This is a genomic window from Type-F symbiont of Plautia stali (assembly GCF_059731105.1).
This window is the reverse complement of record NZ_AP035911.1, coordinates 42,340-63,127: the sequence shown is the minus strand read 5'-3', so window position 1 is coordinate 63,127 and position 20,788 is coordinate 42,340. Positions and strand designations below refer to the sequence as shown.

General features: G+C 48.6%; 21 protein-coding genes. 7 read left to right on the top strand and 14 right to left on the bottom strand.

The window, feature by feature from the left end:
• The first annotated feature begins 110 nt into the window (after positions 1 to 110).
• The 3 genes from AC6I7A_RS21745 to AC6I7A_RS21735 all read left to right on the top strand — a co-directional run bounded on the left by AC6I7A_RS21745 (position 111) and on the right by AC6I7A_RS21735 (position 1,815).
• Complete coding sequence (locus tag AC6I7A_RS21745) at positions 111 to 569, top strand: STM2901 family protein (RefSeq protein ID WP_058957579.1); 459 nt, start codon at positions 111 to 113, stop codon at positions 567 to 569.
• Positions 563 to 856 (top strand): DUF1493 family protein, encoded by a 294-nt coding sequence (locus tag AC6I7A_RS21740; protein ID WP_058957557.1) that lies wholly within the window; start codon positions 563 to 565, stop codon positions 854 to 856. Before AC6I7A_RS21745 ends, AC6I7A_RS21740 begins: the two co-directional genes overlap by 7 nt.
• 161 nt (positions 857 to 1,017) lie before the next feature.
• Positions 1,018 to 1,815 (top strand): hypothetical protein, encoded by a 798-nt coding sequence (locus AC6I7A_RS21735; RefSeq protein WP_058957580.1) that lies wholly within the window; start codon positions 1,018 to 1,020, stop codon positions 1,813 to 1,815.
• A 102-nt stretch (positions 1,816 to 1,917) separates the two neighbouring features.
• On the opposite strand, the gene AC6I7A_RS21730 is transcribed toward AC6I7A_RS21735, so the two are convergent.
• A complete protein-coding gene (locus tag AC6I7A_RS21730; RefSeq protein WP_072215492.1) occupies positions 1,918 to 2,229 on the bottom strand; it encodes a GNAT family N-acetyltransferase in 312 nt (103 codons plus the stop codon).
• A gap of 195 nt (positions 2,230 to 2,424) precedes the next feature.
• Between AC6I7A_RS21730 and AC6I7A_RS21725 the strand changes: the two genes are divergently transcribed.
• Both AC6I7A_RS21725 and AC6I7A_RS21720 read left to right on the top strand, forming a co-directional pair.
• Positions 2,425 to 2,781: a hypothetical protein gene (locus AC6I7A_RS21725; RefSeq protein ID WP_230200858.1), complete on the top strand. Its 357-nt coding sequence runs from the start codon at positions 2,425 to 2,427 to the stop codon at positions 2,779 to 2,781.
• 379 nt (positions 2,782 to 3,160) lie between these two features.
• On the top strand, positions 3,161 to 3,916 hold the full coding sequence (locus AC6I7A_RS21720) for an RES family NAD+ phosphorylase (RefSeq protein WP_498005084.1): 756 nt from the start codon (positions 3,161 to 3,163) through the stop codon (positions 3,914 to 3,916).
• 19 nt (positions 3,917 to 3,935) lie between these two features.
• Here the strand turns inward: AC6I7A_RS21720 and AC6I7A_RS21715 are convergent, their stop codons facing one another.
• Both AC6I7A_RS21715 and AC6I7A_RS21710 read right to left on the bottom strand, forming a co-directional pair.
• Positions 3,936 to 4,688: a hypothetical protein gene (locus AC6I7A_RS21715; RefSeq protein ID WP_058957558.1), complete on the bottom strand. Its 753-nt coding sequence runs from the start codon at positions 4,686 to 4,688 to the stop codon at positions 3,936 to 3,938.
• Positions 4,689 to 4,699: 11 nt separating this feature from the next.
• Positions 4,700 to 5,788, bottom strand: coding sequence for a hypothetical protein (locus AC6I7A_RS21710; protein ID WP_058957559.1), 1,089 nt, complete (start codon positions 5,786 to 5,788; stop codon positions 4,700 to 4,702).
• 370 nt (positions 5,789 to 6,158) lie between these two features.
• Here AC6I7A_RS21710 and AC6I7A_RS21705 point away from each other — a divergent pair, with 370 nt between their 5' ends.
• Positions 6,159 to 7,037 (top strand): LysR family transcriptional regulator, encoded by an 879-nt coding sequence (locus AC6I7A_RS21705; RefSeq protein WP_058957560.1) that lies wholly within the window; start codon positions 6,159 to 6,161, stop codon positions 7,035 to 7,037.
• Positions 7,038 to 7,076: 39 nt separating this feature from the next.
• Here AC6I7A_RS21705 and AC6I7A_RS21700 read toward each other — a convergent pair whose 3' ends face one another.
• The 6 genes from AC6I7A_RS21700 to vapB form a co-directional block, all read right to left on the bottom strand.
• Positions 7,077 to 8,042 (bottom strand): DMT family transporter, encoded by a 966-nt coding sequence (locus AC6I7A_RS21700; protein ID WP_058957561.1) that lies wholly within the window; start codon positions 8,040 to 8,042, stop codon positions 7,077 to 7,079.
• Between the two features lie 124 nt (positions 8,043 to 8,166).
• Entirely contained in the window at positions 8,167 to 9,663 is a 1,497-nt protein-coding gene (locus tag AC6I7A_RS21695) for a class I adenylate-forming enzyme family protein (RefSeq protein ID WP_498005070.1), read from the bottom strand.
• Between the two features lie 29 nt (positions 9,664 to 9,692).
• Positions 9,693 to 11,078 (bottom strand): aminotransferase class I/II-fold pyridoxal phosphate-dependent enzyme, encoded by a 1,386-nt coding sequence (locus AC6I7A_RS21690; protein WP_498005068.1) that lies wholly within the window; start codon positions 11,076 to 11,078, stop codon positions 9,693 to 9,695.
• 864 nt (positions 11,079 to 11,942) lie between these two features.
• The gene (locus tag AC6I7A_RS21685) at positions 11,943 to 12,686 is read right to left on the bottom strand and encodes a hypothetical protein (RefSeq protein WP_058957562.1); all 744 of its coding nucleotides are present in this window, start codon (positions 12,684 to 12,686) and stop codon (positions 11,943 to 11,945) included.
• A 32-nt stretch (positions 12,687 to 12,718) separates the two neighbouring features.
• On the bottom strand, positions 12,719 to 13,135 hold the full coding sequence (locus AC6I7A_RS21680) for a type II toxin-antitoxin system VapC family toxin (RefSeq protein ID WP_058957563.1): 417 nt from the start codon (positions 13,133 to 13,135) through the stop codon (positions 12,719 to 12,721).
• Positions 13,132 to 13,362 carry a type II toxin-antitoxin system VapB family antitoxin gene (gene vapB, locus AC6I7A_RS21675; protein ID WP_498005065.1) on the bottom strand — a complete coding sequence of 77 codons (231 nt, stop codon included), beginning with the start codon at positions 13,360 to 13,362 and terminating at the stop codon, positions 13,132 to 13,134. Before vapB ends, AC6I7A_RS21680 begins: the two co-directional genes overlap by 4 nt.
• A gap of 348 nt (positions 13,363 to 13,710) precedes the next feature.
• Between vapB and AC6I7A_RS21670 the strand changes: the two genes are divergently transcribed.
• Entirely contained in the window at positions 13,711 to 13,896 is a 186-nt protein-coding gene (locus AC6I7A_RS21670; protein ID WP_072215493.1) for a hypothetical protein, read from the top strand.
• Between the two features lie 547 nt (positions 13,897 to 14,443).
• Here AC6I7A_RS21670 and AC6I7A_RS21665 read toward each other — a convergent pair.
• The 5 genes from AC6I7A_RS21665 to AC6I7A_RS21645 all read right to left on the bottom strand — a co-directional run bounded on the left by AC6I7A_RS21665 (position 14,444) and on the right by AC6I7A_RS21645 (position 20,764).
• A complete protein-coding gene (locus AC6I7A_RS21665; protein ID WP_058957565.1) occupies positions 14,444 to 15,742 on the bottom strand; it encodes an NtaA/DmoA family FMN-dependent monooxygenase in 1,299 nt (432 codons plus the stop codon).
• The gene (locus AC6I7A_RS21660) at positions 15,720 to 16,955 is read right to left on the bottom strand and encodes an aminotransferase class I/II-fold pyridoxal phosphate-dependent enzyme (protein WP_058957566.1); all 1,236 of its coding nucleotides are present in this window, start codon (positions 16,953 to 16,955) and stop codon (positions 15,720 to 15,722) included. Before AC6I7A_RS21660 ends, AC6I7A_RS21665 begins: the two co-directional genes overlap by 23 nt.
• Before the next feature lie 148 nt (positions 16,956 to 17,103).
• Positions 17,104 to 18,228: an ATP-grasp domain-containing protein gene (locus tag AC6I7A_RS21655; protein WP_058957567.1), complete on the bottom strand. Its 1,125-nt coding sequence runs from the start codon at positions 18,226 to 18,228 to the stop codon at positions 17,104 to 17,106.
• 112 nt (positions 18,229 to 18,340) lie between these two features.
• Positions 18,341 to 19,606: an ATP-grasp domain-containing protein gene (locus tag AC6I7A_RS21650; RefSeq protein ID WP_058957568.1), complete on the bottom strand. Its 1,266-nt coding sequence runs from the start codon at positions 19,604 to 19,606 to the stop codon at positions 18,341 to 18,343.
• Positions 19,607 to 20,764, bottom strand: coding sequence for an ATP-grasp domain-containing protein (locus AC6I7A_RS21645; protein WP_058957569.1), 1,158 nt, complete (start codon positions 20,762 to 20,764; stop codon positions 19,607 to 19,609).
• Positions 20,765 to 20,788: the final 24 nt, after the last annotated feature.

Here is a 20,788-nt window from a genome sequence, read left to right as displayed (position 1 = left end):
CTACCGTCTCTGTCTATCCTGTGCCTGACAGGTTGTCAGGCCTGAACGCGGGAGTTATTGTTTAAGAAATGTCAGGACGATAAATGAAGCTGAACCTGCAGGAGCTCGCTATGGACACGACTGAAGAACTCAATAATACCTATTTCTACGCAGGAAGACCGAATCTCACCGCTGCTGAACTCTTTTTCATGATTTTCTGTGAAGAAGTTGCTGAACAGCTTGGGGTTGATGACTTCGCCGCAATTGTGGCCATCCTGTCCGGACGTAATGTCCTGACTACCCGAGCTAAACCGCGTGATGCCACTAAGGGGACGTCCTATGCATCAAAGGCAGCGCGCAGGGTTTTCCCTAATGCCAAATTTCCCTTCGGCATAAAGCTCCCAACCATTGTAGGGGGATACCCGCCCCGGACAGCGCAAATTCTTTTTACGCACAAGCTCAGCACCTTTGTCGGACGGGCGATACCCGTCGTGGGCTGGGTGATTCTGGTCAGAGACGTTGCCGAGATCGGTTTTAATTCGGTCAGACTGTACAATGCCATCGCCCGCGGGGAGGATAAGATATGGTAGATGATACCCTGGCACGCGTAATGGCACTCATCGAGCCGTGGAACGGCCGCTCCCTGCTTACGTTCCGGAAAAAAACACTCACGCCTGAGATGTCGCTCAATCTGGACATGAAGCTGGACCCGGAGGACGCTGCGGAATGCCTTCAGAACGTCTTCGATACATTTGGAATGGATTCTGACCAGGTAACTTTCAGCCTCTACTATCCAGAAAACCCGCGCGAGGCTATCCCTCTGACTATCGGAATGCTGATAGAATCAGCCCGTGCCAGGCAATGGCGCTATGACTGATACGTAAGACGCCGGAGACAGTTATCATCGTTAAGACGCATAAGTCTTAGTTCCTGTTCATCTGAACTTACAACGAAGATATACGCTCAAACTGAATATTGATGGATGTTACCGCCGTATTCGGCAGAATAACTTCTCAGAAGATAAGTCACGTGTACTCAATGAATACAGGTTTAGATGCTTTGAACAATTTTAAAATCGAGCGTCATGACTGGCATGATCCTTTAGTAAAGGCATGCTGTAATTTTGTAAAGTTTAAGGACGACCTGGACCTTTCGAACCGGACATCCTGTGTTCATCCGTTTCTCGTCAGGAAGCTGAGGTGGTTACTGGGGTATTATGAACCCTCGGAAAAGCTGAATAGATATGGGCGGCCGCGTCGTAAAGCCACTGCGACCTATCCCTCTCATTTTATGCATTATGCACTTCCTTTCTTGTACGATCTAAGTGCTGATAGGGTAAAATATGAAAAACGACTCATTCACCCTCAGCTTGTTGTATCAGGCTCATATCGCAATTATAACCACGGTCATTTTGGAGGTTACGCAGAGAATCGACCGGATGAGGTGATGGATTGGTCAGATAAGACTGTTGAGGAATGTGAAACTGGAATCTGTGACCCACAATATCTTTGTCCCGGAGAGTTGCCTCTCTATATAGCCCTTGAAGGGAAAAACAGAGTGGATCTCTTTAAACGCCACAGAAGTGCCATGCTTGCATGGGTTGCACCCTCGATTTCTGTACCCGCCGAGTCGCTAAAACTCATACGGCTGAAGCCTTTTAACGTATGGGCCATATCTCATGGCGACAGGATTTGTGTTCTTCCATTCACTGACCCTGCCTTACCGATTTATAAAGCGCTTAATATAGCTATAGCGAAACCTAAATGGGATTTTTTCGCCCTGATAAAACTGCGCAATGCGCGAATCAATGCTGTCAGTTTTCAGATGAGTATCTGAATTACGGATGATTACCCTTACTTTAAATATACCTCTGTGTTTATACGGGAAGAGAGGATCCTTTTCCCGCACAATGCTTTTCAGATCCTCTTGATTCTTGCTTTACATTTTGATGCTGTATCGTACGAAATCATCCAGGACAGCTATTCTGTCATAAAGCACACGCGCCGGATTATGCGGTTTTGTCACCCAGTAAATTATCGACCAGTCATTTCTCTGTGCTTCATCATGAATAGCTTTAATCAGTGCACTGCCGGTTCCATCACCTCTTGCCTCGGTCGCAACAAAAAGGTCCGCAAGATAACAGAGTGGCTGTGATGACCATGCTCCAGGGTGCATAGCGCAAATAGCAAACCCCACCACTTGTCGTTCTGTTTCAGCCAGTCTGCACAGTAAACCTGAGTCCGGAGCCATAAGAGGATGAAATTTAAGTGGCTGATAAATCTATAGTTGAGAGTTGAGAAAGACGAATATCCCAGAAATGTTAGATATATGCCGCATTCTTCTTTTTAGCATGAGACCCGAAACAAAGCAGAGACGGGCCCGGATTGCCCTTCTATTTTTCTAATAAAAATTGATTTTTCTGAACCCCAGCGGGAGGCGCGTGTGATGTCCAGCTATAAACCTGAAAAAACTTGGATTTGTGCATTATGCGTAGCAGAGTCTTTCCTCAGTGCCCGGATCGAAAATGAAGGTATAAAAGAGGCCTGTACATTCTGTGGTGAAAAGAATCCTTGTTTCACTCTCGAAGAGATCAGTGATGCAACTGAGACTGCCATCAGACAACACCTTATACGGACGCCAGTAGATCGAAACCCGATGGAATACGCCATGATTAGACATGGAGAGCAAGACTGGTACCGGCATGGCGAAGAAATACACACCCTTCTTGAGAATCTTCTTCAGACTAGGTCAGAAATTGCCGGTGCTGTTCAACAGTGTCTGAAGAACAGGCACGCTGACTAAGAGTCAGCAATCATGGGTGAAGAAACCGAGTTTGACTCTGAATCACATTATGAGGAGCACCGGAAGGTTGATACTAGTTACCTTGACGGTATGTGGGCCAAATTCGGCTCCAGCCTGAAAACTGAATCCCGGTTCATAAACCACTCAGTCAGAGAAACGCTGGACGGCATTTTCAGCGGTTTGGAAAGTATGCGGACGGGCAGGGAGAAAGAGGTGATTGTTAAAGCCGGAGGCGGTAGGGCCATACCTGTCCTTTATCGAGCACAGTGGTGTCGCGACCATGCTGAACTCGAGAATATGCTGATTAACCCTGATCGTGAACTGGGGCCTCCTCCCCACCATTTCAGCGGTGCAAACCGTATGAGCGCCAGAGGCATTTCTGTTTTACGGCGCCAGCTCAGTTGCTACTGCAATCCCGGAGATACGTCCTCCGGCTGGCTGCAACGTTGTATCTGTAGGATTCCGCATCATCCGCCCTCTCAGATTGTTAAACCTTCCTGCACTCGAGGGTGTCTGGGAACGTGGCAGTTATTTTGATCCTGACTTTATTAATAAGCGTGCTCAGGTTACTTTTCTGAGAAAATTGTCCGGACTCATGACAGAACCTGTTCTGCCTGGTGAAGAAGAGTTTCGCTATATCCCCACTCAGGTTATTGCCGAATATCTTGCCGATTCTTCTCAGTTCGCACTTGATGGCATCCTTTACCCCTCCGTCCAGAATCCTAAACTATCGGCTTCTGAACACTATAACGTTGTTCTGTTCCATAAAGCTTCGAGGGTTAATTATCAGGTGTTACCTGCACTGGCTGACTGCTGTATAAGTTTTGGGTATCAGAGTGCAGAAGATGACTGGGAAGATGATATCTGTGTGACGCAGATAGCAGAGCCGGAGGAACCGGAACCGCAAATAAACCGATATGAAATGGCTCCCCGCCCATTTGATGAGCGAGTGCCTGCATTAGAGATTGATCTGGCTACAGTCTGTGTTCACCACATACGCGGAGTCACGTTTGACTATTCTTCAGACTCTGTAAGCCGGAGAAAGCATATTATTGAGGAAGTTGACAGTAGCCCGACTATGTTGACTTCCCCTCGCCTGGAAAGCAATGACTGGCCGGATGACATACCGTACTGATCATCAGCCAGATAAGTTGTCAGCTTTTTCTGACCACAAATAGTGTCCTCACATGTTTGTCTCCTGAGAAGAACGTATCCCTGAAGGACACCATCCGGTTCCATTCAACATTAATATGCTGAAAGATTTTCTGTATTTCAGTCAGATGTTTACTCCTGAAAGGAAAATACAAATTTGATCCGGTTTTAATCTTTTGCTCATACTCACCAAGATCCTCTCTCAGGAGCGAAATCAGGTACTCTCCCTGCCGAACCATGCTGTCCAGAGCCGGTATCATCTCTGTCAGAGCCGTTTTTTTACTTTCCGCTGCATGAATCCCGTAGGTTTCCATTCTGAATGACAGCGACCGGCTGTTTCTGAGCCATGTGCTGTGATCGTCGTGCAGGGTGACAAACTGATTAATTACTTGCCTAAAACGGTCATGGTTACTTTTTGTATGCTCTTCGTCATGAAGCTGCTGGCATACCACAATGGCTTCCTGAGCGCGCAGAGTAAATTCATTGTCGATCCCGAGATGAATAACATTCTCATTGATGAGGGCGATTGCCAGACGATAACCTTCCTGCGCAAAAAATTCGGGTAAAAATTTCCGGGCAGCGCGCCATGCACCGACAGCAGCAGCGGCCATCGCGATGTTGGCGAAGGCGATGATCCAGTTACTGACGTCGCTGGTTTTCGCCGTTCCGTTAAAGATGAGCAACAGGATCAGTACGATGAGAAACAGCACGAAGACTGTTCGTATCCAGCGGTCATTACGACTTTCCTTATGCATTTTGTGGCTCCTCAGAGATCGCCGTGCAGGCAGCGCAGTCCGGTCAGGGCCTCCGCCAGCGTGCCTTCTGCGCATTTCGAGGTAAGCTCGCTGACCAGCCCCTCAAAAGCTTCTGCCGGCAGAAAAACTCTCAACCCGTCCACACCAAAGAATCCCTCTTTTGATACGTGACCGGGCGGAGAGAACATTACCCGTTCACCCTGATGGCCGTGCGCAAGGGCTTCCGGATGACGGAAATAAAGCGTGAACAGGCCGAGCAGTTCAGAGAACGCTTCCCATCCGTACGGCACCACAAAATCCTGCCCGGTGAGCAGCAGATGCAGGCGCGGCGTGTTATACCAGGCCCCCGGACGTTCGCCGGGCTGCTGGCCCTCGATACGGATATCAATACGCAGGGTGCCGGCCTTAATGGTTTCCGTCACGGCCGGGATGATCGGACGCAGTTCCTGCGCTAGCGCTCTGGCTTTTTCCGCGCGCCAGTCCAGCCCGCGCAGAACCAATGGGAAAATCGTCTTCATGCGCGGCAGGGTGAAAATCTCAGCCAACTGGCTATCGGGCACGTCCGCCAGTTTAAAGCAGTCGCTCTCAAGGGGGCGCAGAAGATATTCGGCATACATCTGGTCAACAACCGGACGCAGTTCCGACCGGAAGGCGTCAAATTCTGCCGTCCAGTTTTCCCCGGCCAGCCGGAAGATTCCCTTCAGGTACTGGCTGTCCACCGGATGGCCATGCTCCATCTGGCAGGCCAACAGTTCGCGGGTGATGTCGAGCAGCGTGCCCAGGGCCGGGAGGGTAGCCAGCCTGTCCTTTCCGTTTAGAAAGGCTTCTCTTGCGTGAACCAGAATAAAGCGCAACTCGTCACGGGATACTGGGTTCGTGCCAAAGGTCTGACCAAGAATGATATGCCGGTACAGCTGCCGGGCCGTGGCGTCCGGATCAGCGATCAGCTGAAAATAGCCGTCGCCAGCAGTGGCAGTTTTCAGACCATCATCAAGGAAGCGTTCGGCTAGGGCATTGACCGAAGTATTTTCGCGAACGGCGCGCATTTTTAACGCCTCGATCAGTTTTTTATGAAAACGCAGGTTAAGCTGACTAAGCATCATCATTCCTTCCATCTGTGCTTTTGTTTTGCTGCTAACCTAGCATCATAAATATTCTATTTAAACTTTAGCTTTTAAGTCACTAAGGCGACTAAAGCAAAATTCTCTGCTGTGATGTGATCTCTGATTTAATAGCACTCTGGCCCTTCTGTCTCAGCTTAGATCCGAAAAAAGGCAGAACCGGATCTATAGTTCATTCGATGATGCATAAATTATCCGCACTTTTATCCCATGTTGATGAAACTTGGACTAGGACTTCGCAGGATATTTATGCCATACGTATACAAATGTAAGAGAATAAGAGTTAATGTAGATTGGGCTAATCGCTGAAGGACGATGCATTATCTAACTTGAAAAGGCAGGAAGCTTAATGGACTTAAACCAGTTGAGAACATTCGTTACCGTCGCTGAGACATCGAGCCTGACCCGCGCGGCCAGTCAACTTTTTCTGAGCCAGCCGGCGGTAAGTGCTCATATCAAGTCGCTCGAAACTGAATTTAATGTACGGCTTTTCAAACGTACCCCACGCGGTATGGAACTTACTGCATCCGGTCTGATTATGCGGGACGAGGCCCGCATTGCACTTGATGCTGCCAGTAAATTTTTAAGTCGGGCCCGTTCGATTAATGCTGTCGGAACCTGTGCACTCGGCACTATTTCCGTTCCTGTAATACTTAATCTACCGCAGGTTCTTTCTCAACTGCGTCGGCGGCATCAGAACGTCAGCTTGACAATCAGGCAGAATATTTCTGGTAATATAATTGATAGTCTTCTTGCGGGAGAGCTAGATGCGGGTTTTATTATTGGAGATGTACAGGAAAACCGGCTGGGTGTGATCGCGATTTCTCCAATTACTCTATGCATTGTTGGCCCCTATTCTTGGAAGGCTCAGCTTGCGGTTTGCGGTTGGGACAAACTTGAGGAATTTCCGTGGATTGCTACACCGGAAAAATGTTCTTTCAGTTCAATAGCTCGTGATTTTCTACAAAGACATGGTGTGAGTGTCCAGCCGGTAATTGTCGCCGATCAGGAAAAAACGCTGGCCGAACTAGTCGCCATGGAGGCCGGCATAACTCTAATGCGTGAAGATATTGCTCTGGTACACCAGGATAACGAAGAGCTTTATATCTGGCCTGGTGAGAAAACGGTGAGCCAACTCTGCTTTGTCTGGGATCGTGAAAAAGAGTCATCTCCCGTAGTGGCAGCACTGATTGATTCGGTGAAAGACATCTGGCAGGTTACGGTCTGATTTTTGTAGCCCCCTCCCGCCGGGCGAGGGCTCGGGATATTAACGGCGGACGGTAGAGGCTTTCAGCACAGTATCTGGTACGGCCTGCCGTAACATTTTGCGCTGGTTGAGGTTGTTGAGCACCAGTGCGGTTGCGGTGAGTGCGGCACCGGCAATCTGTACATGCGTCGGCACCACGCCGTTCAGCGCAGAGACAATAAAGGCCGTGACAGGAACGACATCCATAAAGAGCACACCATTTGTGGGCGTGATTATACGGTTACCAATGTTCCAGCACAGTACCGCCATCAGGCCTGCAATCAGAGCCATGTACAGCAGATGCGGGATTACTACCGTGACTGTAGCAGCATCCGGTACTGTAATCAGACCAGTTCCTATCAGCACCAGGTCTGTGGCAGCCACGCTCGTCATACCCAGTAGTGTGGTCAGCGTGGTGTAACGTAGCGGACTCCAGCCGGGAAAATAACTACCACCGATCGTATAAATAACCCAGCAGAGTGCGCCGGCAATCAAAAGAAGGTTTGCAGTTAGACTAGCCGGAGAGTTCAGGATTGCAGACATATCACCGTTTGTGATTACAAGTACCACGCCGCTAAAGGATAACAGAATGAATCCGAAGGTATTGGCCTGCGGGCGGACTTTTTTGAGCGCCCAAATCGTGAGAAGGCCCAGCATAGGCATGGTGGCCATCATGATGGATGCGGTCAGTGCCCCGCTCGGGCCCGCAAGATACTGACCAAGGAACACAAGAAAACCGAATCCTGCAAACCCCAGAGTTCCGAATAACCAGGCTAGGCCCCAGCGTTGGTTCTTCAGCCGGAAAGCTGGACGTCCTTCACGTAACAGCAGCAGCAGAGCAAAAGCAATTCCCGCAATACCATAACGGAGTGTGGTAAAGTTAAATGGATCTATTCGGGTCAGGGCATGTGTCATAACTGGGAACATGGCTCCCCATGACAAAGTGGCCAGCAAGCAGCAGAGCAGCCCTTTGATATAAGTATTCATAAGTACATCTTCCTTTTATATTCAAACTGTCATGACAGATAGTGGGCCTTGATAATTTCACGGTCATTGAAAAATGACTATTCAAGAGTATTTATTTTGCTATCAGAAATTCTGAGGGAATGTGTTATGCTGCATCCAGAATACGCATTATTTCACTGAAGCGCACTTTCCCACTCGGGCTGTAGGGTATTTTATCTACCTGATGTGCTGAGAAATTAATGACGCCTATTGAGGAAGCCTGCTCCTTTATTTTTTCAATCAGACGCATAAATTTTTGTTTGTTGCTCTGGGCAGTGCTAAAAATACATTTAACATGGTTAACCCCTTGAAGCTGCACGGTGGTTAGTGCCACATCCCTAATGCAGGGTAGTAAACGAATTTTTTCTTCAATGAGGTAAATATCATGGTTACTGTGAATTTCACCGTTACGGTTCAGCAGAAACAGCCTGCCGCTATCATCTAGATAGCCATAATCGGCCATCAGAAAATAACGTTCATCGCCTATCATAATGAACGGCCTGCTTCCGTCACTGTACTCATCCATGAGCATATAGCTTGATATGGCTACTCTTCCTTTCTCATCCGACTTGCGCGGTTCGTTGTTCTCATCAAGGATCATTACTCGGTTACCGTCAAAGGGGCGGCCAACACTCTCAGGACAGACTTGCATGTCGTCCGGCTCTGAAAGTACATTTACCCCGGTTTCTGTGCTGCCGTAATACTCACAGAAAATATTACCAAAGGCTGTACATGCGGCGTGTTTGCTTTTGACAGGAAAATAACTGCCCCCGACAAGCACCCAGCGCAGGTGATGGCTGAGGTTAATTCGAGCTGCAAGACCTGTCATTCGGGCGACAAGATTAGGTGTCATTACCGTGGCTTTCACGCACTCGCGCGAAAGCGTCCGCACAAAGGCCTGTTCATCATCTTGGTCCACCAGATGAAGGGAGGCCCCTAGTCCCATAAACATTCGTGCCCAGCCGTTACCGGCAGCATGGTAGAGAGGCAGAATGAGCATGAACCCGTCCGCGTTGTTAAAGCCAAACTTTTCGGTAAACCATGCGAAACGACGTGTATCAAATGACTGGTAGCGCAGGGCTATTTTGGGTATAGAGCTGGTTCCTGATGTCAGGGAAAGTCCGCGATATGGCGGCGGAGTGCGCGTTAATAGCAGGCAGTTCAGCTCCGGAAGGTGAAGTTCTCCGATACTGCCTATAACTGGATCCGTTGGGGCATCAACGGCCAGCATGTTCGTGCCAGCTGTATTAAGATAGCTGAGTTCATCGCAAGTAAAGAGATCGAAGGAAACCAGCAATAAACCGGGTTTTATCCGTCCTAGAAGCGTGTTGAGTGTTTTCACAGAAAGTGAGTAATCCAGCCCATTGGCTGGAATGCCGAGCGTTGTGAACGCAGCAAGCCAGCAGACCAGTTCTGCACTGTTTTTAGACAGATAGCAAACCGAGCGTAGTTGCTCCTCACTGAAAGTGCGACGAAGGAATACTATGCGGGATTCGGTCTGTCGAGTAATCTCATTCCATGTATACTGTCCATTATTATCGGTAATACAGGTTTGATTGCCACGTAAGGCAGCAATCTCAGTCATTCTGCTGAGCGTAATCATGATATATATCCGCTTGGAAAAGATTAAATTTAGGCTGCAATAATTAGGAGGCCATTTTTACGGCATTCATTTATTTTATTTTTGATAGAGTCATCAATGATTTCCCCTGGAAAAACAAGCGGTACACCTGGAGGATAAGGGATGATAAACTTTTCCGAAACCTCCATTTCGGAAGGCGTATTTAAGATTTTACTTTGACTTATTTTATTAAGTGCTGAAAGCAGCGAAGTGACTGCCTGTTCATTGATGCCTATGTGAAAATTAAAGAGAAGCACGTTATTCAGTAATCGCTTTACATATATATTTTCTTCACAGAGGTATTTTTTAATCTCTGCACCTGTACCGAGTGAAGAGACATCAAGCATCACTTTTGTCGGATCATAATGAATGTGGTTGTGTGAGCTGAAAAAATGTGGACATACTACTTCAATATCAGCAATTTTTAGTGAAGACAGGCCGTTAAAAAAGTTGCTAACCAGATCGCGTGCATGCGCAGCAAGCTCACTCCCGTGCCCGGCCATTACCGCCTGTGCGGCATCGAGTGAGGCTATTATCGGGTAGCTCGGTGAAGTGGTATGGATGCGGTATTTTGCTGTTTCAATTCTGTCCGGCAGGCTGCGGGTACCGCGACAGTGGATAATAGAGGCCTGCCGGAGACAGAAAAGGGATTTATGCGCGGAGTGTGTGCAGACAACATCTAAGTCAGGATATTTATCAAATAGCGGAGCGATATTCATCGTGGTCAGTGGACGGGTGTCTTCGCTGAAATAATTCAGACTCCCCCATGCCTCATCAATAAAAAAACGTCGGGTGCTAATGCCGGCGGCCAGAAGTCGTTCAAGGACACTAGGAATATCATAAATGATCCCTTCATAGGACTGCGCGGTGAGGATAACCATATCACAGGCTTTACCGTTCTGCTGCAGCGTAAGAAGAGTCCGTTCAAGATGTTCATAAGACCAGGCGCTAATTTCACCATCCTCCGTTCGAAGATCCGGGTAGAGATAATGGACTTCAGCATCGCTTGACTGTGTGTGGAAATGAACTGACTGGTGACAGTTGCGGTCAGCCAAAATAATATCACCCTTCTCGCAGAGAGCTGAAATGGCGATCTGGTTAGCCGTACTTGTTCCGCCGGTTATGTAGAATGATGCATCCGCATTATAAAGTCTGGCAGTCAATTTCTGTGACTCTGAAATAATGCCTGTAGGGAAAAAGAAATTGTCGAAAATTTCGCCGGTAAATGAGGCTTCAGGGCATTCAGAAATATCAGGTGTCAGGTCACCGATAATGTCGCTATCCCCGTAACTGGATATCGGAAGCGCATGGAAGGAAAAGATTTTCCTATTACTAAGAGATTGAAGCCTACTAAGAACTGGTGTGGCACCGATCATATTTACTACTCTTGCGTTCATTTTTTTTCTCGACGTTATGTTGTGTGGTTAAAATATGCGGCCATTATTTTTAAATGAATATTTGTTTTTTTTGATTGTGCTATCAGGATTAGTGATAATGCTTCTTTCACTCTCTTGGGCTGACAGGCAGTATACGGTCGGAAAATTGTGCGAGCAGATGGTAAATTACACCACTTGTATGCATTTTTTTGCTAATCACGAATCTTCATTTAAGGGTTAAAAGAATTATCATGACAATCCTTTTCTGCTATCCACTGTATCCTGCTTACTTCTCTACTGTTAATTTCTTAATATCCGGAAAGTATTAATTTAGAAAGTTAACAGGCCGATAATTAGTAAAGTCTGAAAATAAGGCACCAGTGATAAGATGCCTGAGGGTTAAAACCCGATATAGGTCAGGGCGGTGTTTACATCAGCCGTCAATGCAGGCAGTGTGCCAGCGACTGTGAAAACATTAGCCACGTCACTCAGCAGATCGGATACTTTTTCTGCGAAACTACTATTTGTTCCCTTTCTGATTTCGGTGCGGTACTCCTGATTCAGAACGGCCAAACCAAGGATTGACTACACTGCATCCATAACAGGCTCAACACCTGAGAGAACGTATATTTCCAATATCTCCTGGATTTGTGAGAGCTGTTTCAGCAGCAGGGTTTTCATCGTGGCAGGCAAGTCAGCCGCCCGAATCTCATTACGCAATTGCGTGGTAGGCACATGCATATGGGGCGCATATGCAACCGTAAAGCATATGTATACTTTCTCTTTTTCTGGCTAAGATCCGAAAAAAGGCAATGTCGGAAATCTGATTGGGCGGGTAATGAGTGACGACTAAAATTAAGGCACCTGTGGAAAAGTGCCTGAGGATCACTGGCCGATATAGGTTAGTGCGTTGCTTACAGCAACGGTTAATGCAGGCAGCGCGCCTGCGACAGTGACAACATTCGCCACGTCGCTCAGAAGATCGGAAATTTTCTCACCGAACCTGCTGTCTGTCCCCTTACTGATTTCCTGCCGGTACTCCGGATTCAGAACGGCCAAGCCAAGGGTTGACTGCACTGCATCCATTACCGGCTCAACGCCAGAAATACTGTATGTTTCCAATGCCTCCTGGATTTGTGAAAGTTGTTTCAGCAGCAGGGTTTTCATTGTGAGAGGCAGATCAGCCTCCCGAATCTCATTACGCAGTTCAGTTAACCTCTCCAGCAAAGCATCAATTTCATCTGACTGGATAGCCGCGTGCGCCCCGCGGGTTTCAAACAGGTCGGACAGCATGCTGAGTTCTGAAAGTGTGCGAGCATCAATATGCTGCATGAACGACTGCCAGGTATTGTTAAGAGACTGTGAAACAAATGCATTATCAACACAAGATTTCCAGTACATGGATTTCCCCCTGAGAGCGGAGAAGTGATCCTCTCTGACCTGCACTATTCGTCCTGGCAACTCCATGACCCGGGCCAGACGGGAAAGAAGATGCTGCTCATTATTTAGTTGTGCTTGCAGGAGCAAGACCCATACTTCGCGACAGTTCGTGCCTTGCGAATATGTTTTTCCTGCTTCAAGAATATCCAGCAAACGTTGCGCCGGATTATCAATCTTCAGTTCACTCATTTTTTATTACTTCCTTCCATACAGTAAGCGGTCTAATTTACCCAGTCTTCCAGCAGCAGGCCAGGCACTCGCTCAAACTCTCGTGTATTATTCGTCACCATGATGGCACCGGCCGCGATGGCGTGCCCGGCAATCGCTGTATCATTCGGCCCAATCGGCGTCCCGGCCAGGCGCAGCGCCACTTTAATGTCCGTGGTGGCGTCCACCGCAGCGCGATCCCAGGGCAGGATGGCATCGAGGCGCGCACAGAACGCCTCAACAAGATCAATGTGACGGGGCGAGGCCTTCGGGCCGGTGGCGCCGAAGCGCATCTCGGAGTAGGTGACGGCCGAGACCACGATCCGGTGGCCGCGCAGCACCGCCTGCTCCAGACGTTGCAGTACGGCTTCCGGCTGCTCGCGCATGATGAATGAGCAGATACAGGTGTCGAGCATATATATTTTGTTCACAGGTCAAATCTTCCTTCGTCGCTGACAACGTCCTCGCGCTCCGCCATAAAATCCGGAGCGGCTTTTTCGAGTTCAAAGAATGAGCCCCAGGTCGGCCGGACGGGACGCAGGATGATGCTGTCCCCTTCCCGGACGATCTCCAGCTCGCTTACCCCCTCAAAATCCAGATCACGTGGCAGACGGATGGCGCGGTTATTGCCGTTTTTAAAAATAGAGACTGTGCGCATGGTTTTTCCTCATATGCTGAGTGTGCCAGGGAGAATTCCCGCATAGGTGGAGTATATGCTTCTGACATTGCTTTGTATAGGTTGCCCATATGCAGATGGTAAGTATATGCGTAACCCACACCTATGCAGATGTCCGGCATATGGATATGTAACACCTATGCTGTTTTGTTTCATTTTCACGGGAGATCCGGAAAAAGGCAGAAGCGGATCCATGTCTGATGTCCGGGTAAGGCGGTGCAGAAATTGTGCCCCGGAGCGGGATTAGAAGGTTTGAACGAAAAGGTATGGTGAGAAAACGATGTCGTGACGGCAGGATCAGGGGGTCATTAACTCCGTGAGGATAAAGCAATGAAAAGAACACGTCAGGACGTTGGGGCTCTCTGGCTGGCAAGTCGTGCACCGGAGCAGCGGACCGGCAATGAGGCGTTGAAATTCTCGGATGAATGCTGGGCAGAGGGACTGCGGCTTGCTTCCAGCCAGGCAAATCACTATCAGCACATTATGGATGTGGTTCGCCGATCACTGACCTGCTGACAGGTAAAAAAAGCTCCCAGAGGGAGCTTTGTAGCGGGACGGTCAGCAGTGGCAGGATTACAGGCGGCTCTCGATACTGCTGAACAGTTCTGACCACCTTTTTGAGCGGAACCGAATTTTCCTCCGGGATCCCATTGGAGTACAGGTGCAGCTCACAGACCCCGTCCCTGAACGCAAACCCCATATCCCATTCATCACTGTCAGAGATCATCACCTTCCGGTAAGACTGATCCGGGACGAACAGACGCTTTTCCAAGACCGGGAACGCGGATCCTGACTTTGGTGAGCTTCAGACGGATGTGCACTTTCCATGCTGCAGCCGCGTAGTCCTGCGGGCTGTAGGCGGTCACGATGACTTGATCACCAGACTCGCTGATGGCGGTGTCAGGTAATGCAGGGAGACATGATCAGGACATGAAAAGCCGCATAAGCGGCATTTTTGTTGTTCGATTTTTAGAGCCTGTTGTCAGGGGAAGACTTTTGGCTCAGAACATGACTACCGGTTGTTGAGTTTTAAAATTTAAATTTGCGAAAATTCGAAGTATTTTTATGCACCGAATATTTTTTCCCGATACATTCCTTCTGAATATTCAGTTTTGTACACGCCTCTGGTCTTCAATTCCGGGATTAAATAGCCTATAAAATCCTCATAAGTTCCGGAGTTCACTATGCTAGGCATGTTAAACCCGTCCGCGCCGTTTTGCTGTAAAGTAACAATCTTATCAGCCAGTTCTGAAGGACCGCCCACCATAACGCACCCCAGTCCCCCGACAGCCGCACGCCGGATCAGCTCGCCGACAGTTTCGGGACATTTACTGTGACCTGATACTGTAAACTGCTCAGCAAATGACTGAATGGCTTCTGACTGGAAGGAAGCCAGCGGCCGGAGTGGGTCCTGGTCGGTCAGATCAATACCCAGCCAGGCAGAAGCTAAAATCTCCGCACCCTTTTTATCTGCAAAATGCAGCATATGTTCATACTTCTGCTGAGCGACTCTGTTATTTTCTGCCGTAATAAAAGTTACCTGAGGAATGATACGGTATGACGTGCGCGCTCTTCTGCGTTCTGAAAACTTATGGATTATGCCGGAAATAAGATGGTTAGTGTTTTCTACCGACTTACCGGCCAGGAAAACGCATTCTGCATTTTTAGCAGCAAAAGCGAGTCCTGTATCAGATGCTCCGGCCTGGTAGAGAACGGGGTAGCCCTGCGGTGAGTACGCTGACAGACCATATCCGGAGAATTTTATATAATCCCCCTCAAATCTCAGCTTTTTTGCAGGTGAAAAGAAAGCGTCATCCGGGATGGTGTTCAACCGGGGGGCAGCGGCCCACATTTCCATGCACAGCGAGACGTACTCCTCTGCATAAAGATACCTTTCTTTATGATTCATAGGAGCGCTGAACCCCATTGCCTGCATGGCCGATGGCAAATAAGACGTGACGATGTTCCAGGCCATTCTGCCCCGAGTGAGATGATCCAGCGTACTCATCTTTCTGGTAAACAGATACGGTGTGTCAGCAAAAACTGACGAGGTCATGCCGAAACATAAGTTACGCGTCACGGATGCCATAAGCGCGACCGCCGGTGCAGGATCGTGAAGAGGGAACTGAATGCCCCTGGACATGCAATATTCTGACTCATCGTCTTTCTGAGTATGGAGGCCTAAAACATCAGCAAAAAAAACCCCATCGAACAGAGCATCCTCAAGCGTGGTGGCCAGCTTTTTCCAGTAATCCGGATTCATAAAACCGGCACACTGATTGTCCGGATTTTTCCACTGGCCCGGATTAAGATGGGTAAGGGAGTTAAGAACAAAGGCGTTAAAAATTAACGGGCTTTTCATTAAGCACCTCTCTTTCTGCCATCAAAAAGTTCAGCTTTACCAGAAAGGCGCTGATCTGTTCCTTCTTCATATCAGCCCTTAAGGTGATCCGTATTGCCGGGCTTGATTTTGGTACCACGGGGAAAAATACCGGAGAGGTAAGGAAGCCCTCCTCTGCCAGCTTTGTGCTGAGCCAGATGCATTCCTCTGCACTTGAACACCGGATTAACCTTACAGGACTCGGGCTCAAATCTCCTCTCGCGGCGCAGAGTTCATCAAAATGATTAATATTGTCTGAGAGCTTTTTTTGCAGCCGGGGCAGCAATTCGGAGTGGTGTATCGTCAGTGAAGCCATTCCTGCACCTATACCGGCCGCATTCAGGCTCTGGGACCAGTTAACCGGGCCGCCGTACTGCTCAATCACCGGGGTGATCTTTTTATCTCCGTACAGTATAACGCCACCCGAAGCGCCAAATGCTTTGGCCAGGGAAGCTACAATAAACGTGTTTTCAGGGAGTTCAGTAAAGAAAGAGCGGGCATAACCGGTACCGCAGGCGCCAGAAATGCTCATGGCATGTGAATCATCGTAGAACAGACCAAGCCCATACTTATTCTGAAGGCTCACGATTTCATTGATGGGCGATATACCACCCATGCTGTAAAAAGAATCCGCCACGTAAATAACGTGCTGATTAGTCTTACAGATGTCCTCTAAAGCGGTGACGTCGTTATGGCCGATAGTCATTACAGACGTTTCTTCTGCGCATAATGCTTTGAGATGATTCATTGAATAATGCGCGAACCGGTCGAACACCATTAACGGTTTTATACCGCCATTAAAAACACCTGATGCCAGTAAAGGTAACATTGCTGCTGATGCACTGCTGCAGGAAAGCGTTACCAGAGCCTGCGCGTTGAAATGATCGCTGAGCGCATTCTGATAGTTATCCAGCAGAGCGAGACGGCAGCGGTTCCTTGAGCAGGCTATCCGCAGCGTTGCCTGTTCCTGGACAGCCTCGATGGCACCTCGCTGAATTTCCTGCGCGTAGTCCAGGCCAAGATAGGACGTAGTGCAGAAGTGGATGAAATCACGTCCATACTGATCCGTCAGGCTGTTATCTCCGTTTACCGTGACGCTCAGTTGACTAGTTCTGGAGCGACGTGCTGTATTCCAGTGAGGGGATGAAGTTTCATGAACCTTGCTGATGTTCGAGTGTGTCTTAACATTATTCATCAATGTTTTCCTTACTTATGCTGAATATATGGCGCAATAAAATTCAAACGCAAAGACCTGGGAATGGTCGCACCATATGGAGTGATCGTATTTTAAAAAATGTCTCAGGCGTTGTGCATTTACCGCCCAGAAGAATCCAGAAAATAATTTAACGCACAGTCAGGTACAGGTAAGACCGTCGTTCCCTGCCGGTTAAAATCTGTGGGGAGAATGACAGCCTGACATCTTCGGCAGACAGAAAGCCGGTTTCTTTGAATTTCAGTATTTCAGGATCGGAGTCTAGGAAAAAAATAACCTGAGCAAATCCTGAAGGTTCTGCTCTCTCTGGTAAGAAAACATCTGAACCATTCAGTTTATTAAGTAGCGCGTTAACCATATCGAAACCCCATGCATCACGGATAATATCCGTAATGAAACTTCCCGCAATGCGGGGGTTAACTTCAATAATATGAACATTGTCGGATTCAGTAATGCAGTCAATATGAACAGGTCCCCAGCAGAGATTCATTGTGGCTACGACGTGCTCACAAAGCGCAGCAATATTCCTGATGGCCTTTACACTGAGGTCGGTTTCAGAGGTGTACCCCCGCTCAATAAATAAATCACCGGCCTTTTTTTTCTTCGTCATAATACCTGCGAACTTGCCATCGAATATTTCAACGCAGTATTCCGGGCCGTTTATAAAGCTCTCTATCATTATATATCCGGAGGGTATAATTTCAGGCAGAGCTTTATACATTTCCCTGAGGCATTGCATGTGGTCTGAAACTTCAGCCGGGGTGTGACACTTTCTTATTCCATGACTCGCCGACCCTTCAACCGGCTTTAAAACAACGGGAAAGGTTAAATGTTCAAACCGGGATTGATATAACTCATCGTCAAGGTTGTACTGGCATGATGCACCCAGCCTGCAGCCCAGGCTGTTCAGAATTACGTCTTGGTACTTTTTTGAAACACATCGAGAGACAGCCTCAGCATCCGGTCCCGGAATGCCCAGACGATTCGAAACCTGTGCCGCCACCGAAGCATACATATCATGTGCTGTTGTAACCCGGATATACTCGCTGTCTTTACAGATGACATTCTGAATATAGCCAGCGACATTATCTGCCGTAACAGTCAGAGTAACGACATTCACTTCTTCTTTGAAAACATGGGTCAGGTCATCATGTTCAGCAGTGATCACCGTTACGTGCAGCCCCCTGGCCAGCGCCTGGTCCACAAGATTCAGGCTGGTCCCCGTATTCCTGGCACCGATAATAACAAGATGCATAAGTTCCTCGTTTTCCCGTATAGCTCATTGCCCGTATGCAGGAATCGGCACGGACAGATGATACTGGCTGTCAGCTTTGGGTAAGGCCGCCTGTGCGGCCTTTTCAGATCTCTTATGCGGGCTCGGCTGACGCCTGAGGAACCATAAAGTATTCATTTTCGATTGCCCTGATCGTTTTCCAGTCCCTGTTCAGCTGTTCAAAATTTTCATGAAACAACCCGACCATGCCAATAGCCGTTTGCAGGCCCGTAGTGACCTGGAGCTGACCGCCCGGTTTCACCCACCGCTTTACGCTTACAAATGAAGGGAGGCTTTCAATTCTGTCCCAGGGGAAATTCTGTAACTGACGGCCTGAAACCGGAGAAACCAGCAGGACATGTCCGCAGTAGCCGCTGAATCCGGGGGCCTTACCGATGCTGTCAATAAAGTGCGCATTATTGACAAACGCGTTGACGGTAGCTGACACATGATTTTCCCCCGTCACCGCCGTCGTCAGTAAGGGATCGAGGCTTCCATGCAGACGGGAATTCAGCTCAACGATTATCGGCCCGTCGCCGGTTAGCATCACTTCCATATGAGACGGTCCGAATTTAAGGCCGACTGCATCCAGTACTTTTTTGGCGTAATCAATCAGTGCCGAGAATCTGTGCTGGGTATGGTCAACCACCATCATTTTTTCAAGGCGCGGTGATTCCCGGCGATCGCGGTCCACTTCCCATACGCTGACAACTTTGTGATGGCCATCGAAAGAAACAATATCAACAATGTACTCCTGCCCCTGCGTGCAGGACTGAACCAGGATTTCGTTCTGATCTTCATCATAATAAGATTTTGAATTGAGAATATTTTCGGCTGCTTCCCTGACCTGAGAAAGGGTGTGGCACACTTTCACGCCACTCACACCGGCTCCCCGGGTAGGCTTCACCACAACCGGCAGGGTAAGATGAGCCTGCGTCCATTCAATGATCTCGTCTGCCTGTTCTGACTGATACTGCTTGGGCGTGAGAAGTCCGCTACGGCTCAGGACTTCTATCTGCTCAAACTTATGGCGGCGTGCCTTGGCAAGATGGACGGGATTTTTGTAAGGAACATCAAGCGCTTCGGCAAGCTCGGCCGCAAGCTCGATACCGCTTCCCCCACCCGGTAATACCACGTCAATCTGCAGATCCTTCAGGTTCTCTGCCAGCACGCGGATATCACCCTGATATACGAGGCTGCGTATAAAGTCAGAATGATTGATCTGCGCCCTGAGGCGTTCCGGCAGTGTCTCACTACTGAGAACGTGAACACACTGAACACCATAAGAACGGAATGCCGGCGCCAGATACGCGCTGGTTGATGCACCATCCACAATCACGACAGTACTGATTAGTTTCATTTAGTTAGTCTCCGGCTGGAAATTCTGTATAAGGTTTCTGACGTAAACGAACGCCCTGCGCCTGCGGTTACTCAGGTGCTGTGGACCGTAGCTGATGTGCATAAAGGGGTTACTGAGTTCACCCTTTTCAGTAAATGACCAGGGTAACGGGTCGCTTTTGAGGAAAAAATTAACGCAGGCGTAAGCGGCAGGCAGGAAGGCTGCAGGCACCGTGACCTTTTTGCCCTGAAGCTTATCAACGAGGTGTTCAACCATATCAAAGCCATAGGCATCCCGGACAATATCGCAAATGAAGCTGCCGGCAATCCTGGGATTTAATTCAATGATGCTGGCGAAACCATTATGAACGATGCAGTCAACATGTACCGGCCCCCAATCGAGCCCCGCCGCCTGTACTGCCCGGGCGCCTGTTCCGATAAGGTTACGAAGTGTCTTTTCATCAATATCCAGTTCTGACGTATAGCCGCGTTCCAGAAATTCAGCGCCGTACCGTTTGGACTTGCGCATGGCGCCAACGTAATGCCCGTCGAAATACTCAACGCAGTATTCTGTTCCGGGCAGATATTCTTCCAGCAGTACAGTATCGCTGGGGACCAGGTCCGGCCGCTGCTCTTTCTGATTAACCAGATAGTCGAGATGGCTGATTACCTCGGAATGCTGACAGCAGAGTTTCACGCCATTACTCGCAGTTCCTTCTGAAGGTTTTATTACTACCGGCAGCTGCAGCCTGTGGAGCGCTTCCCCCCGGGCTTTATGATCTGAAAGGCGGAATTCCGAATAGCCGGATGTCGGGATATTGTTATCGGTGAGTATCCTTTTCTGCTGTAATTTTGATACCGCACGGGTAACGGCTGAGGCATCGGGTCCAGGAAGGTCAAGTGCCGAATTGACCTGTGCAGCAACGCTCGCGTACACATCATTAATCGTGGTGATCCTCAGGTCAGCCTCCGGCCTGAGGTATTCTTTTCTAATCCACCCGGAAATAATGCTGACATCAGCAGGCAGATATTTTATTTCCACTTCCGGAGGGAAAACTTCCTCTAATCTGTCTTCAGGATTGCTGATAATTGTGACGGGCATTCCTCTTTTTAGTGCGGTGCTGACCAGTGCCAGGCTTGTGCCTGTTTTCCGGGTGCCTATAATTACAAGCCTCATCATGCTCCCCTTTCCTGACAATATATT

Excerpts from the sequence above, each read along its gene's own strand:
- AC6I7A_RS21745 (WP_058957579.1), top strand. The coding sequence starts at position 111 with ATGGACACGACTGAAGAACTCAATAATACCTATTTCTACGCAGGAAGA.
- AC6I7A_RS21740 (WP_058957557.1), top strand. The coding sequence starts at position 563 with ATGGTAGATGATACCCTGGCACGCGTAATGGCACTCATCGAGCCGTGG.
- AC6I7A_RS21735 (WP_058957580.1), top strand. The coding sequence starts at position 1,018 with ATGAATACAGGTTTAGATGCTTTGAACAATTTTAAAATCGAGCGTCAT.
- AC6I7A_RS21730 (WP_072215492.1), bottom strand. The coding sequence starts at position 2,229 with ATGGCTCCGGACTCAGGTTTACTGTGCAGACTGGCTGAAACAGAACGA.
- AC6I7A_RS21725 (WP_230200858.1), top strand. The coding sequence starts at position 2,425 with ATGTCCAGCTATAAACCTGAAAAAACTTGGATTTGTGCATTATGCGTA.
- AC6I7A_RS21715 (WP_058957558.1), bottom strand. The coding sequence starts at position 4,688 with ATGCATAAGGAAAGTCGTAATGACCGCTGGATACGAACAGTCTTCGTG.
- AC6I7A_RS21710 (WP_058957559.1), bottom strand. The coding sequence starts at position 5,788 with ATGCTTAGTCAGCTTAACCTGCGTTTTCATAAAAAACTGATCGAGGCG.
- AC6I7A_RS21705 (WP_058957560.1), top strand. The coding sequence starts at position 6,159 with ATGGACTTAAACCAGTTGAGAACATTCGTTACCGTCGCTGAGACATCG.
- AC6I7A_RS21700 (WP_058957561.1), bottom strand. The coding sequence starts at position 8,042 with ATGAATACTTATATCAAAGGGCTGCTCTGCTGCTTGCTGGCCACTTTG.
- AC6I7A_RS21695 (WP_498005070.1), bottom strand. The coding sequence starts at position 9,663 with ATGATTACGCTCAGCAGAATGACTGAGATTGCTGCCTTACGTGGCAAT.
- AC6I7A_RS21690 (WP_498005068.1), bottom strand. The coding sequence starts at position 11,078 with ATGAACGCAAGAGTAGTAAATATGATCGGTGCCACACCAGTTCTTAGT.
- AC6I7A_RS21685 (WP_058957562.1), bottom strand. The coding sequence starts at position 12,686 with ATGAGTGAACTGAAGATTGATAATCCGGCGCAACGTTTGCTGGATATT.
- vapB (WP_498005065.1), bottom strand. The coding sequence starts at position 13,362 with ATGCGCACAGTCTCTATTTTTAAAAACGGCAATAACCGCGCCATCCGT.
- AC6I7A_RS21670 (WP_072215493.1), top strand. The coding sequence starts at position 13,711 with ATGAAAAGAACACGTCAGGACGTTGGGGCTCTCTGGCTGGCAAGTCGT.
- AC6I7A_RS21665 (WP_058957565.1), bottom strand. The coding sequence starts at position 15,742 with ATGAAAAGCCCGTTAATTTTTAACGCCTTTGTTCTTAACTCCCTTACC.
- AC6I7A_RS21660 (WP_058957566.1), bottom strand. The coding sequence starts at position 16,955 with ATGAATAATGTTAAGACACACTCGAACATCAGCAAGGTTCATGAAACT.
- AC6I7A_RS21655 (WP_058957567.1), bottom strand. The coding sequence starts at position 18,228 with ATGCATCTTGTTATTATCGGTGCCAGGAATACGGGGACCAGCCTGAAT.
- AC6I7A_RS21650 (WP_058957568.1), bottom strand. The coding sequence starts at position 19,606 with ATGAAACTAATCAGTACTGTCGTGATTGTGGATGGTGCATCAACCAGC.
- AC6I7A_RS21645 (WP_058957569.1), bottom strand. The coding sequence starts at position 20,764 with ATGATGAGGCTTGTAATTATAGGCACCCGGAAAACAGGCACAAGCCTG.